The sequence below is a fragment of the Sediminibacterium sp. genome (genome assembly GCF_030695065.1).
Lineage (GTDB): Bacteria > Bacteroidota > Bacteroidia > Chitinophagales > Chitinophagaceae > Sediminibacterium.
Genome location: NZ_JAUYTR010000009.1, coordinates 40,851 through 54,999, shown reverse-complemented (window position 1 = coordinate 54,999; position 14,149 = coordinate 40,851). Strand labels below are relative to the sequence as shown.

Below are 14,149 nucleotides of genomic sequence, written 5' to 3'. Positions count from 1 at the left end.
GTTTACTGAATTGATTTAATTACCCCATCTGTTTTTTTGATAAAATATATTCGTTTGTTTTCTAAATAGGCAGGAAGATTTTCGCCGTTGTTTTTTACAGGAACAAAATCGAATTCATTGAATAGCTTAAAACTATTGTCTGATAATTGGGTGGCAATACTATTTTGGTGTTTTATAAGCAACTTTCCAAAATGATACATTGCTTCAAACCCTTTAAATACCATATCAGAGGGTCTTCCAGCTACTTTGTTTCTATAGTTTTGATTAATATACTGTGCCAACTTATCTGTCCTATTGTAGTTATAGGGGGTAGAATAAATAATTTCTGTACCCTTCCCCAAATCTTTAATAGCATCCCAGGTAGGCATACCAACCAGAATTGATTTATAAGTTTTGTTTGCTGCAGCAGATTTAACCAAGTTAATGCCAAAATTTTCATTTAAGCTACCACAAAAAATAATATTTGTTTTAGTGCTATCCATGATTGTGTTAAAAGCAGCAATATTGGTACTGTCGGTTACACTAATAGTTCTGATTTTCAATGGCAATGCTGGAGTTTTTTTATTTAGCTCTAAGAATAAACCCTCAATCATATCTTCTAAGCCTCCAGACTTTTTTACATAAATGATTGGTTCAGTTGGATAGTTTTTTTGTAAGAATTTAAATACCCCTTCTACGTGAGTTGTAAGTGTTGGATTAACCAAAGCAAAGTAAGGATTGTCCTTAACACCGCCATCATTGGGGTAAGTCATTGAAATCAATGGAATCTGTTTATTTAATGCAAAATCTGCTATGGTTTTAACGTCATTCCTATTATTGAAGGAAGCAATAATCATTGAAATATCCTGTAAAGCTTCAGTTGCTAAAATTTGTTTTATAGATTGTGAATTGCTTTTGCTGTCAAAAAATAGAACAGTTAAAGACTGCCCTTCTGCATTCAATGAGTCAATAGCCAATTGTACGCCGTTGTAAAAATCTAAGCCAGGTAAAATAGTCCTTGGTAAATTGTTGTTACCTAAAATATAGTTACTTCCATTGAATACCGTATCTAAATATATAGGCGCAAATACGGCAATTTTCATTGGAGCGGATTGTTGTGCTATTAAGCTATTGCTAGCTACTAGAATCAATAAGCTTACTAAGTATCTTTTTAACCGCATTACTGTTTTAATTATGTTAGACTATTCCCACTCAATAGTTGCAGGTGGTTTACTACTAATATCGTAAACGACTCTATTTATACCTCTTACGTTATTAATAATTTCGTTTGAAATATCAGCTAAGAATTCATATGGTAAATGTGCCCAATCTGCAGTCATTCCATCTACTGAAGTCACAGCTCTTAATGCAACAGTAAATTCATAGGTTCTTTCATCGCCCATTACACCCACACTCTTCACTGGTAAAAGTATAGTACCTGCTTGCCAAACTTGTGTGTATAAACCCGCTTTCTTTAAACCATTTATGAAAATGGCATCAGCTCTTTGTAATAAATCTACTCGCTCTGCATTTACCTCACCTAAAATTCGAATGGCTAAGCCTGGTCCTGGAAAAGGGTGTCGGTTAATCATATCTGATGGTATGCCAAGCTCTAGTCCAACCTTTCTAACTTCATCTTTAAATAAGTACCTCAATGGTTCAACTAAAGAAAGGTGCATCGTGTCGGGCAAACCTCCAACATTGTGATGACTTTTAATGGTTTGTGATGGTCCATGAACACTTACACTTTCAATCACATCTGGATAAATGGTTCCCTGACCTAAAAATGAAATATTGGGTAATTGAAGTGATTCAGATTGAAATACATCAATAAATAATTTCCCTATTGCTTTTCGTTTTGCTTCTGGATCGGTTTGGTCTTTTAACGCCGCATAAAAAAGATCTTTAGCGTCTACCCCTTTTACATTTAATCCTATTGCATTATAGGTTTCTAATACTTGTTCAAATTCGTCTTTTCTTAATACGCCATTGTCTACAAATATTCCATGTAATCTTGGCCCAATTGCTTTTGCAATTAATGTTGCGGCTACAGTACTATCTACTCCACCACTTAAAGCCATGATAACTTGCTTGTTGCCAATTTCTTCTTTTAATTTGGCTACCGTTTCTTCTACAAATGAGGCAGGTGTCCAGTTTTGGCTACATCCACAAATATCTACCAAGAAGTTTTTAATCATTTTTTTGCCCTCTGTTGAATGATAAACTTCTGGGTGAAATTGAAAACCATATAGCGGATGAGTATCGGTGCCATCTTTCTTAAAAGCGGCTACTGGTATGCTTTCTGTTGTTGCTAAAATGGAGAATCCCTCTGGTAAACTTTTAATGGAATCGCTATGGCTCATCCAAACTTGAGACTTTAAGCTAATGCCATTGAATAGTTGGTCTTGCTGTTGAATATCCAATTGCGCTCTACCGTACTCTCTTTTATTTGACTTGTCAACTTTCCCTCCAAATACTTTAGCTGTTAATTGTGCACCATAACAAACGCCCAATACAGGTAGTTGAGTTATAAATGAAGCAATTTCAACCGAAGGTGCATTTTCTTCATTCACACTGAACGGAGAACCGCTTAAAATGATCCCTTTTAAAGAGGGGTCAATGGTAAAAGCTTTGTGAAAAGGGATTATTTCGCAATAAATATTCGCCTCACGTACAGCACGGGCAATTAACTGGGTATATTGACTACCAAAATCGAGAATCAGTATTTTTTCTGTCATGGGGTCAAAGTTAATTCAATTTTACTTGTTCCCATATTTATGCGCTTTTTTGCTACCTTTCGGGTACCATAATTTATTTAATATGAAAAGCAACGTTTTTGCTGCTGTTTTACTATCCATGGTGTTCATTTCCTGTAACTGGATGGGGAAATCTATACATGGCAATGGAAATATTGTAACAGCCGATAGAAAGGTTACGAAAGCTGAAAAAATTGTATTAAAAGGAAATTTCGATATTATTTTAGTGCCGGGTAAAACCACGTCTGTTTCAATTGAAACAGACGTGAATTTACAGAAATATGTGATTCTATCAGAAAGCAACGATGAATTGGTGTTTAAAACCAAGTCTAAATTCAATTTAAAGTCGGATCATGGTATAAAAATTACTATCACTACGCCCATTTTAACCGGGATATTTTTGGCAGGATCTGGTAATGTAAAAGGAACTGACAAGTTTACTGGAAGCGATGAATTAAAAATTGATATAGCAGGGCAAGGTGATGTAGACTTATCTGTAAATACCCCTAAGTTAGAAGTGGGAATAAAGGGATCTGGAAATGTGAATTTGCAAGGAGAAACTAAAACTGCATCTTTTGATATTGCGGGTACTGGAGATTGTAATGCAGAACTACTTAAATCGGAAAATGCTTCCATTAAAATTGCAGGAAATGGAAATGTGAAAGTTTATGCTGATGTTTCACTTAATATTAAAATCATGGGATCTGGAGATGTTTTTTATAAAGGGAATGCAGTAGTAAGTCAAAAAATTGTTGGTGCCGGTAATGTTAAAAAAATTGATTAATGGAAAAAAAATATAAAATATTATTGGCTGAAGACGAAGCTAAATTGGCTAAAGCCATACAAGATGAATTGATAAGGGTTGGTTATGAAGTAGACGTTGCTGAAAATGGACTTCAAGCCGATAAAATGTTTATGGAAAACGATTATTCCATGGCTTTACTCGACATTAATTTGCCTGGTAAAAATGGAATGGCACTTTGTAGTGATATTAGAAAAAGAAGTGCCAATATTCCCATTGTTATGTTAACTGCAGTTGGTGAAATACATGATAAAGTGGCTGCTTTTAATATGGGTGCCGATGATTATTTAGTAAAGCCATTTCATTTTGATGAATTATTTGCCCGGCTTAAAGTATTGTTTAAAAGAACCGATTCTGTTGAGAATCATGAAAAAATAGTTTACGGTGATTTAGAAATTGATTTCAAACTTAAATCGGTAATTCGAAGTGGCGTTATCATTAATCTAACTTCTAAAGAGTTTACCCTATTAACATTATTAGTAAGAACACCTGAGAGAGTTATTTCAAAGCAGGAAATTTTAGAGAAAGTTTGGGATTTGAGTTTTGATACAGGAACCAATACCATTGAAGTGTATATCAGTTTTTTAAGAAATAAAATTGATAAGCCTTTTAATACCAAGCTCATTCATACTAAGCCAGGTTTTGGTTACTTTATAAAGTAATTACATGAATTTAAAACTTCGGTTTGCACTGCTTTTTACAAGCTTTGTTGCTGCCATTTTACTTATTGCCTGTACCAGTATTTATTTTTTGTATTCTTCCTATCGCGAAGATGACTATTACAATCGGGTAGAATCTGAGGGTGACGAGTTATATGACATTTATAGTAATTTAAAACAAAAATCGCCTGTTGTAATTCAAGAAGATATTTTGCGAGTTCATAGGATTGCGTTGGTTAACGAACGATTATATATATTAGATTCAACTGGTTCGCTAATCTTTAGTTTAGGTAATAAAAAAAACATCAATTTCCCAATACTTGATTTTAAAAAAGTAAAAAAACAAGGAGTAACTCGATTTACCGATATAGATAATCACCAGATTATAGTGGCCTATAAGCCAATTCATCAACAATATTTAATTACTACTGCTTTTGATAGAGTTGGTTTAAGGAAACTTAATACCATGAAATTAATTCTTGCAAGCGTTTTTGGAGGATCGTTGTTGCTAACCGCTGTTATGTCTTTTCTATTTGTTCGTCAAGCTATAAAGCCCATAGTTGAATTAAGTAATCAAATGCAAAGAACTAATGAGCTGAATTTGTCTGAACGAATTTTTGTAAAGCCAGCAAAAGATGAAATAAATGCGATTGCACAAAATTTTAACTCAATGCTTGAGCGTATTAAAACTGCTTTTGAATTCAGAAAAAGTTACGTGCATCATACCTCACATGAATTAAGAACACCTCTTGCAGTAATGTTATCTCAAACAGAAGCGGCCTTAAATAGTAACTATGATGTTGAAGGATATAAAAAAGTATTGATGTCTTTAAAAGAAGACCAGCAGAATTTGATTGAATTAACTAATTCTTTGTTATTAATTTCTCAAAATGAGCAAATTGAATTCATGGAAGAATGGCCTTATCTGCGAATTGATGAATTGTTATTTGATACTGTTGCTTATTTTAATAAAAGTTTTCCTGATGCTAAAACTGCTTTTTCTTTTGATAATTTACCCTCTGATGATGAGCAATTGATGGTAAAAGGCAATGAGGCTTTATTGAGAGCTGCGTTTATAAACCTAATGAAAAATGCTTATTTGTATTCAGACGACAAATCGGTGAGTATTCGATTAATAACCGACAATAAAACAGTAAAAATTAAATTTCAAAATAAAGGAGATCAATTAAGTATAGAAGATGCAGAAAAGATGTTGATTCCTTTCTTTAGAGGAAGCAATGTAGGAAAGAAAAAAGGTTTTGGGCTCGGTTTAGCTATAATTAATCGCATCATTATTATTCACAAAGGAAGCTTAACCTATAAAGCCATATCAGAGAAGCTGAATAGTTTTGTGGTAATCTTACCGGTAAAAAAGTAGTTGTCCCTTTTTTAGGGGTTTCAAAATAAAAAAAGCCAATCAATTGATTGGCTTTAACTATTTAATGTAAATGAGCAGTTATGCTAATGCAGTTGCTTTCTTCACTAATTTGCTCTTAAGGTTGGCTGCTTTGTTCTTATGGATGATTCCACGTTTTGCCAACTTATCGATCATAGAAATAACATCAGGGAGTTTTTCTTCGTATCCTTTCTTTTCTGCGCTTGTTTTTAGGTCGCGGATTGCGTTACGGGTAGTTTTACCATAGTAACGGTTACGGTCACGGCGCTTAGCGGCTTGTCTGACGTCTTTCTTTGTAGCTGAGTGATTTGCCATTTTCTATTTTTTTCAGGACGGCAAAGGTAGGGGCTTTCTAACAAATTTCAAATTTAAATTACAAAAAACTAGAAAATTACTGATTTTAAGTAAAATGACTCCTGTGTATAAAATAGTGGGTTTTAGCTTATTTTTTGGTTTATTTTCTGCCCCCAATGACCGATATTTGCGAACAATTTAGATTGAAAAGCTGCATAAATAAGCCAAATGAAGGATTTTTCGTACATCACCAATTCACATCCGGCGTTCATAGAGGGTCTATACCAAGACTTTTTAACCAATCCCGAGAGCGTTGACCCCGATTTGAGGAAGTTTTTTGAAGGTTTTGACTTTGCTGTTGCGGGTAATTATACCGCGGGTCAAGCTTCTGTTGAGGGGGGCGCAACCGCTTCTGCTGATTGGTTGAAAGAAATTAAAGTATATAGGCTTATTCTGGGCTACAGAAACAAAGGACATTTAATTGCTAAAACCAATCCTATCAGAACCAGAAAAGATAGAGGAGCAAATTTAGACTTGTCATTTTTTGGGTTATCTGAGGCAGATTTAAACACAGTTTACCAAGCCGGCAACTTAATTGGCTTAGGAGCTGCAACACTAAAAAACATTTTATCTCATTTGCAAAACACTTATGCCAACCATGTTGGTATAGAGTTTAAATACATAAGTGATCAAAAAAGAGTTGATTTTTTGACAGCCGAAATGGAGCAAAATTTTGCAAAGCCTTTGCCATTAAATAAAAAACAGCGGATCCTTGAAAAATTGAATCAGGGAGTGATGTTCGAAAAGTTTTTACATACTAAATACATTGGACAAAAAAGGTTTTCATTAGAAGGAGGAGAAACAACCATTGCTGCACTAGATGCAATCATAAATACAGCGGCCAACCACGACATTCAAGAAGTAGTTATTGGGATGGCGCATAGAGGAAGATTAAATGTGTTGGCTAATATCATGGGGAAAACCTATGAGCAAATTTTTAGTGAGTTTGAAGGTACAGCTACCATTGATCAAACCATGGGTAGCGGTGATGTGAAATACCATATGGGGTATGGTAGTGAAATAAAAACAATGGATGATAAAACCATTCATTTAAAATTGATGCCCAATCCTTCGCATCTTGAAGCGGTAGATCCAGTTGTTGTTGGTTTTGCTAGAGCAAAAGCAGATCTTATATCTGAAAGTCATTTTGAAAATATCTTACCCATTTTAATTCATGGGGATTCTTCTGTAGCAGGCCAAGGTATTGTATATGAAGTATTGCAAATGAGTAAGCTTCGTGGATATTATACTGGTGGAACCATTCACTTTGTAATTAATAACCAGATTGGTTTTACAACCGACTTTGACGATGCTAGAAGTGCAGACTATTCTACCTCTGTTGCAGCTATGGTTCAAGCTCCTGTTTTGCATGTAAATGGAGACGATGCAGAAGCAGTTGTTAAATGCGCAGAAATTGCTACTAGATATAGAAGAGAATTTAATTCAGATATATTTATTGATATGGTATGCTATAGAAAGCATGGCCATAACGAAGGTGATGACCCGAAATATACTCAACCTCAATTGTATGCACTCATAGATAAGCATCAGAATCCTAGAGAAATATATACTCATTATCTTATTGAAAACGGCACGCCTGATGCTCAAGAATTGGCCAAGGGCATGGAGAAAAAATTCTGGTCCGATTTGCAAGAAAGATTAGATGAAGTAAAACAAAATCCACTCCCATATAAATATCAACAACCAGAATTAATTTGGAAGTCTTTTGTAAAAGCAACTCCTTCAGATTTCGAATACTCCCCTTCAACGGCCATTGATGAAGATCAGTTTGGTTTATTATTTAATGGGTTAATGAAATGGCCAGCCGATTTAAAGCCATTGAAGAAAATTGAGAAATTAATTCAAGATAAAATTAAGTTATTCGAAACCGAAGGAAAAATAGATTGGGCAACTGCAGAATTAATGGCTTACGGTTCTATTTTAACAGATGGGAATATTGTAAGAATGAGTGGTCAAGACGTAAAGCGAGGAACTTTTAGTCATAGACATGCAGTAATTAGGGATGAGGAAACGAACCGCGAATACAATCGATTAAATCACTTTAAAGAAGGCCAGCAACAGTTTAGAATTTATAATTCTTTATTAAGTGAATATGGGGTATTAGGATTTGAATATGGATATGCAATGGCCAATCCTAATGCATTGGTTATTTGGGAAGCTCAATTTGGAGATTTTTGTAATGGAGCTCAAACCATGATTGATCAGTTCATAGCAGCTGGTGAGCAAAAGTGGCAACGCCAAAATGGTTTAGTTATGTTATTGCCTCATGGATATGAAGGTCAAGGCCCTGAGCACAGTAGTGCAAGAATGGAGCGTTTTCTTCAAATGTGTGCAGAGCTGAATATGGTAATTACCAATATCACCAGTGCTGCTAATTTATTCCATGCTTTTAGAAGACAAGTGAGTTGGAATTTTAGAAAGCCTTTAATTAATTTTTCTCCTAAAGCTAATTTGAGAAATCCAGGCACTTATAGTGCAAAAGAAGATTTTACTTCAGGAGGTTTTAAAGAGCTAATTGATGATGCATTTGTTGCAGATGCTTCTGCTGTAAAAAAGGTTTTATTCTGTTCTGGTAAATTATATTTTGAGTTAGCAGATAAGCAGCTGAAAGAAAATAGAACAGATATTGCAATAGTTCGTTTAGAACAAATTTATCCATTGCCTTATCAACAACTTGACTTATTGTATAAAAAATACCATAAAGCAACCTGGTTCTGGGTGCAAGAAGAGCCTTTGAATATGGGTGCAGCCGGATTTTTGCAAACCAATTTAAAAACCATCAATTTTGGTGTAATCAGTAGAAATGCTAGTGCTGCAACTGCAACTGGTTATGCAAAAGTGCATGCACAAGAGCAAGCAGAAATTATTGATACTGCATTTAATATTTAAAGCATTTAATAACTAGAACTATCTATAATACCATATTAATACATCGTTATGATCGAAATAAAAGTACCAACAGTTGGAGAGTCAATAAATGAAGTAACCCTTTTGAAGTGGACTAAAAAAGATGGAGAATGGGTAGAACGTGACGAAGTGATTGCTGAACTAGAAAGTGAAAAAGCCACTTTTGAAGTGAATGCAGAGAAAGCTGGAATTCTTACAACTATTGGTAAAGAAGGGGACACCCTTAATATTGGTGATGTATTAGCTAATATTGATGAAACTGCAGTAAAGCCTGAAGGAATGGCTGCTCCTGTTGTAGCCCCTACAACGGCATCAACTCCTGCTGCCACAGTTAATCAAGCTGCAGTTACTGCAGTTCCAAATGATATCAAAGCAAGCCCTGTGGCTTCTGCTATCATTGCCGATAAGAAGGTAGATACTAAATCAATTACTCCTTCTGGAACTGGTGGAAAAATAATGAAGCAGGATGTATTAGACGCATTAAATAACCCAGGCAAAAAGTCTTTTGCTCCAGATGGGGCATTGTTCAGTAGAAATGTGCGTCAAGAAAAAATGAGTGCATTGCGAAGAACCATTAGCAGAAGATTAGTTGAATCTAAAAATACTACAGCCATGCTCACCACTTTTAACGAAGTGGATATGACACAAATAATGGAAATAAGAAAACAGTATAAGGATAAATTTAAAGAAGGACATGGAGTTAATTTAGGCTTTATGAGTTTCTTTGCTAAAGCATGTGCAATTGCTTTGGGAGAGTGGCCTTCTGTAAATGCTTATATTGATGGAGACCAAATTATTTATCATGATTATGCCGATATAAGCATTGCTGTGAGCACACCAAGAGGTTTAACAGTGCCTGTTATGCGCAATGTAGAGAGCCTTAGCATGGCTGATATTGAAAGAAAGGTTGTAGAATTAGCTGGAAAGGCAAGAGACAGTAAGTTAACAGCAGAAGAATTACAAGGTGGTACATTTACCATCACCAATGGAGGTGTATTTGGAAGTTTAATGAGCACACCTATTATTAATATTCCTCAAAGTGCCATTTTAGGAATGCACAAAATTCAGGAACGCCCAATGGCAATAAATGGTCAAGTAGTTGTTAGACCAATGATGTACTTAGCTTTAAGCTATGATCACCGCATTATTGATGGTAGAGAAAGTGTTAGTTTCTTGGTTCGCGTAAAGGATCTTTTAGAAAACCCTGCTTTATTATTAATGGGCAAAGATCCTGTAAAGGCATTATTAGAATTATAGTGAAGTACGCCGAAAATTATTTACGTTCTGCCGCTGCAATTATTACTGCTTATAACGGAGATACGCCCTTTGCTGGGTATTTAAAAACACATTTCGCAGCAAATAAAAAATTTGGCTCAAAAGATCGGAGGTACATTTCTCAAATATGTTATTCCTATTTTAGAACTGGAAATTCCATGGTAGGAATTGATATGGAGTTGGCTTTAAAAGCTGCTCTGTATCTGTGTAATAATGAACCTGGGGTATGGGCTGATTTATTTGATCAAAATTGGTTAAAAGATTGGTCTTCATTGGTAACTAAGCGGATTGAATTTGTAAAAAATCATCTAGCTTATTTTAATCCAACTCAAATTTTCCCTTTTGTTTCTTACTTGAGCAAATCCATAGACGTTGAGCGTTTTAGTGCGTCACATTTAATTCAGCCCGACTTATTTATTAGAGTCAGGCCAGGTAGAATAGCCAATGTTGTAAATGCATTAACAAGTGCTGATATTGAATATAAAATAGTTACTGAATCTTGTTTTGCATTGCCTAACGGTACAAAGTTAGAAGGTATAGCAGAATTAGACAAAGACTATGTAGTTCAAGATTACAGTTCTCAACAAACGGCTAGCATTATGGAAGCGGGGAAGCAAATGCGAAAAGGAAAAGATGCTTCTGTTGATGTGTGGGATTGTTGCGCTGCAAGTGGTGGCAAATCAATTTTAGCAAGAGACGTTTTAGGAAATATGGAGCTAACTGTATCTGATATTCGTAAAAGTATTATACAGAATTTAGCACAAAGATTTGACAGGGCGGGTATAAGAAAATACCAATCTTTAATTGCCGACTTAAGTAAGCCTATTACAGCTCCTGAATTAGCGGGAATGCAATTTGATTTAATTATTTGTGATGCACCTTGTAGTGGTAGTGGTACCTGGGGTAGAACGCCTGAACAGTTGACACAGTTTGGAAATCAAGAAATAAATGATTTTCAGCAATTGCAGCAACAGATTGTTCGTAATGCTTTGCCTAAACTTCGTAGCAATGGATATTTTTTATATATAACCTGCTCCGTTTTTGAAGCTGAGAATGAAGCAATCATTCCATTTATTGAAATCAGTTTCCCTTTTATGAAACTGATAGAACAATCAGCAATTAAAGGATATGATGTAAAGGCCGACACCATGTTTGCAGCCCTCTTTAAGAAAATTGATTAGCTGTTCAAAATCAGTTCACCTCGCTGAATGATGCCTCCGCCAATTACATCATTGCCTTCGTAAAAAACGGCACTTTGCCCAGGGGCTATGCTCTTTACATTTTCGTAGAATCGTGCACGTATAATACCATTGGGTTCATTGTATAAATTACTAAGTGCACCCTTGTCTTTATAACGAATTCTTGTATTTGCTTCCATTCCATCGGAAACGCCATCGTATTTAATCCAATTTAATTTCCCAACCATCATATCATTTTGCTCCAAATCAGATTCGTCGCCTAATACAACAGTATTGGTATCAGGGTTAATTGAAGTTACATAAACCGGATGCCCCATGGCTATGTCTAATCCTTTGCGTTGTCCAATTGTATAAAAAGGATAACCTTTATGCTGTCCCAGTTTTTTCCCAGATTTGTCTACAAACCATCCCCCTGCAACTTGTTCTTCTAATCCGTCTACTCTTCTTTTTAAAAATCCTCTATAATCGTTGTCTGGAACAAAGCAGATTTCATAGCTCTCACTTTTCTTTGCTAATTCTGGGTATCCCATATCCATAGCCATTTGTCTAATAGCCGATTTGTGGTAACCCCCTAAAGGCATCATGGTTCTACTAAGTAGTTCTTGGTCCAATCCCCAAAGAACATAACTCTGGTCTTTAGTGTCGTCTAATCCTTTACTAATAACATAACGTCCATTGGTATGCTGTCTAATTTCGGCATAGTGTCCGGTTGCAATAAAATCACAACCTAATGCATTGGCCCTTTTTAGTAGTGCCCTCCATTTAATATGCGTATTGCACATTACACATGGGTTAGGGGTTCGTCCAGCTAAATATTCTTCAACAAAGTTTTCAATTACAAAATCACCAAATTCTTCGCGTATATCTAAAATAAAATGAGGGAATCCATGATGAACTGCCGCTTGTCTAGCATCATTAAATGAATCAATATTGCAACATCCTGTTTCTTTGGTACTGCTACCGCTGCTGGCATAATCCCAGGTTTTCATAGTAATGCCAATTACTTCATACCCCTCATGGTGCAGCATTAAAGCCGTAACGGTACTGTCTATACCCCCGCTCATTGCCACCAGTACTTTTCCTTTACGGCTCATTTTAATAATTATTTCTGCAAAAGTAGAACATCAAACCCAAAATAGGGCAGTAGAATGCCCTATAAACAGTTAAAAACAAAAAGGATTTACGGTTAATACGCATTTTACTTAATTTCAATTATTAGACATTGATAAAAAAACAGCTATGATTAAATTAACCGCAATCGGTAATCTGGGAAAAGATGCCATTTTAAATAATGTAAATGGCAAAAATGTGATCAATTTCACCGTTGCACATACCGAACGTTATAAAGATGCTCAAGGGAACCAAAAGGATAAAACCACATGGGTAGACTGTGCTTATTGGACAGAAAGAACAGGCATTGCTCCTTATTTAAAGAAAGGTACTCAGGTATATGTAGAGGGCCAGCCTGATGTTAGAACATATACAACTAAGGAGGGTACCAATGGAGCTACTTTATCATTAAGAGTTAGTAGTGTTCAATTATTAGGAAGTAAAAGTAATGATGCTGCCCCTTCAGCAGGTGGTTATAGTTCAGGCGGATACCAACCTGCACCTGCAGTGAATACAACATCAGCTCCGGCCTCAAACGATATTACAGAGCCGTTTGATGATTTGCCGTTTTAATAAGCATTAAATTGCTTCGTACATTGCAGTTATGGAAAAGGTATTCCAATACGAGCAACTATATTCTTTCACCCATGCTGTATTCATCGGCATGGGTTGTTCTTTAGAGCATGCTACCATTGCAACTAAAGTTTTACTATCAGCAGACTTGCGGGGAATAGATAGCCATGGTGTTGCGAGGTTAAGTGGCTATGTTCGGTTATGGCAAGCAGGAAGAATTAATGCACAGCCCAATATTCGAGTGATTCATGAAACACCTTCTACTGCTGTTGTAGATGGGGATCAAGGCTTAGGCTTAGTGGTAGCCCCCTTTGCTATGACCATTGCTATGCAAAAAGCAACAGCCGTTGGAACTGGTTGGGTAGCCGTACAAAACTCTAATCACTTTGGTATTGCTGGTTATCATGCTATGATGGCATTAGAAAATGATATGATTGGGATGGCCATGACCAATGCAAGTGCGTTGGTTGCTCCTACTTTTTCAGTTGAAAAAATGTTGGGTACTAACCCAATTGCTGTTGCAATTCCTGCTGAACATCAACCTCCATTTGTGGCAGACTTTGCCACAACTACCGCAGCCAATGGTAAGTTGGAAATTTTACAACGAAAAGGCTTAGATACGCCAGTAGGATGGTCGCAAGACCATCAAGGACATATTAGTACCGATGCCAATATTTTAAAGAAAGATGGTGCATTATTGCCATTGGGCTCAGATAGGGAACATGGTAGTCATAAGGGGTACGCATTAGGGAGTATTGTTGATATTCTTTCTGCTGTATTAAGTGGCGCATCTTATGGTCCATGGGCACCACCATTTCCTGCTTATATTCCAATGCCAGCCAATATGCCTGGTAAAGGATTAGGTCATTTTTTGGGTGCCATGCGAGTAGATGCTTTTAGACCAGCAGCGGATTTTAAAAACCATATGGACAATTGGATTAGTCGATTTAGAAATGCAACTCCAATTGAAGGGCAAACAAAAGTATTGATTCCAGGTGATCCAGAACGCGAAATGGTAACAAAAAGAATGGCCGAAGGCATTCCTTTGTTACCTGTGATAGTGGAAGATCTTGATAAAATAGGTGCGCTGTTTGAAGTTACATTAACTAAATAACTCC

General features: G+C 36.0%; 12 protein-coding genes. 8 read left to right on the top strand and 4 right to left on the bottom strand.

Annotated features, from left to right (window positions below; genetic code table 11):
* Window positions 1-2: 2 nt before the first annotated feature.
* Window positions 3-1,160 carry an ABC transporter substrate-binding protein gene (locus Q8S25_RS02445; RefSeq protein WP_305534520.1) on the bottom strand — a complete coding sequence of 386 codons (1,158 nt, stop codon included), beginning with the start codon at window positions 1,158-1,160 and terminating at the stop codon, window positions 3-5.
* 21 nt (window positions 1,161-1,181) lie between these two features.
* Entirely contained in the window at window positions 1,182-2,732 is a 1,551-nt protein-coding gene (guaA, locus tag Q8S25_RS02440; RefSeq protein ID WP_371131574.1) for a glutamine-hydrolyzing GMP synthase, read from the bottom strand.
* 67 nt (window positions 2,733-2,799) lie between these two features.
* On the opposite strand from guaA, the gene Q8S25_RS02435 reads away from it, so the two are divergent.
* From Q8S25_RS02435 to Q8S25_RS02425, 3 genes are read left to right on the top strand one after another with little or no spacing between them, the layout of a single operon-like run.
* The gene (locus Q8S25_RS02435; protein WP_305534516.1) at window positions 2,800-3,519 is read left to right on the top strand and encodes a head GIN domain-containing protein; all 720 of its coding nucleotides are present in this window, start codon (window positions 2,800-2,802) and stop codon (window positions 3,517-3,519) included.
* Complete coding sequence (locus Q8S25_RS02430) at window positions 3,519-4,199, top strand: response regulator transcription factor (RefSeq protein ID WP_305534514.1); 681 nt, start codon at window positions 3,519-3,521, stop codon at window positions 4,197-4,199. Before Q8S25_RS02435 ends, Q8S25_RS02430 begins: the two co-directional genes overlap by 1 nt.
* A 4-nt stretch (window positions 4,200-4,203) precedes the next feature.
* Complete coding sequence (locus Q8S25_RS02425) at window positions 4,204-5,574, top strand: HAMP domain-containing sensor histidine kinase (protein ID WP_305534512.1); 1,371 nt, start codon at window positions 4,204-4,206, stop codon at window positions 5,572-5,574.
* 78 nt (window positions 5,575-5,652) lie between these two features.
* On the opposite strand, the gene rpsT is transcribed toward Q8S25_RS02425, so the two are convergent.
* On the bottom strand, window positions 5,653-5,907 hold the full coding sequence (gene rpsT / locus Q8S25_RS02420; protein ID WP_295230815.1) for a 30S ribosomal protein S20: 255 nt from the start codon (window positions 5,905-5,907) through the stop codon (window positions 5,653-5,655).
* Between the two features lie 207 nt (window positions 5,908-6,114).
* Here rpsT and Q8S25_RS02415 point away from each other — a divergent pair, with 207 nt between their 5' ends.
* From Q8S25_RS02415 to Q8S25_RS02405, 3 genes are read left to right on the top strand one after another with little or no spacing between them, the layout of a single operon-like run.
* A complete protein-coding gene (locus Q8S25_RS02415) occupies window positions 6,115-8,856 on the top strand; it encodes a 2-oxoglutarate dehydrogenase E1 component (RefSeq protein ID WP_305534510.1) in 2,742 nt (913 codons plus the stop codon).
* Window positions 8,857-8,904: 48 nt separating this feature from the next.
* Window positions 8,905-10,131 (top strand): 2-oxoglutarate dehydrogenase complex dihydrolipoyllysine-residue succinyltransferase, encoded by a 1,227-nt coding sequence (gene odhB / locus Q8S25_RS02410; RefSeq protein ID WP_305534508.1) that lies wholly within the window; start codon window positions 8,905-8,907, stop codon window positions 10,129-10,131.
* Window positions 10,131-11,330 carry an Fmu (Sun) domain-containing protein gene (locus tag Q8S25_RS02405; protein ID WP_305534506.1) on the top strand — a complete coding sequence of 400 codons (1,200 nt, stop codon included), beginning with the start codon at window positions 10,131-10,133 and terminating at the stop codon, window positions 11,328-11,330. Before odhB ends, Q8S25_RS02405 begins: the two co-directional genes overlap by 1 nt.
* Here the strand turns inward: Q8S25_RS02405 and mnmA are convergent.
* The gene (gene mnmA, locus Q8S25_RS02400) at window positions 11,327-12,442 is read right to left on the bottom strand and encodes a tRNA 2-thiouridine(34) synthase MnmA (protein ID WP_305534504.1); all 1,116 of its coding nucleotides are present in this window, start codon (window positions 12,440-12,442) and stop codon (window positions 11,327-11,329) included. The genes Q8S25_RS02405 and mnmA overlap by 4 nt on opposite strands.
* A gap of 145 nt (window positions 12,443-12,587) precedes the next feature.
* Here mnmA and Q8S25_RS02395 point away from each other — a divergent pair, with 145 nt between their 5' ends.
* Together Q8S25_RS02395 and Q8S25_RS02390 are read left to right on the top strand one after the other, a co-directional pair.
* Window positions 12,588-13,031: a single-stranded DNA-binding protein gene (locus Q8S25_RS02395; protein ID WP_305534502.1), complete on the top strand. Its 444-nt coding sequence runs from the start codon at window positions 12,588-12,590 to the stop codon at window positions 13,029-13,031.
* Window positions 13,032-13,062: 31 nt separating this feature from the next.
* Complete coding sequence (locus tag Q8S25_RS02390; RefSeq protein WP_305534500.1) at window positions 13,063-14,145, top strand: Ldh family oxidoreductase; 1,083 nt, start codon at window positions 13,063-13,065, stop codon at window positions 14,143-14,145.
* The last annotated feature ends 4 nt before the right edge of the window (window positions 14,146-14,149 follow it).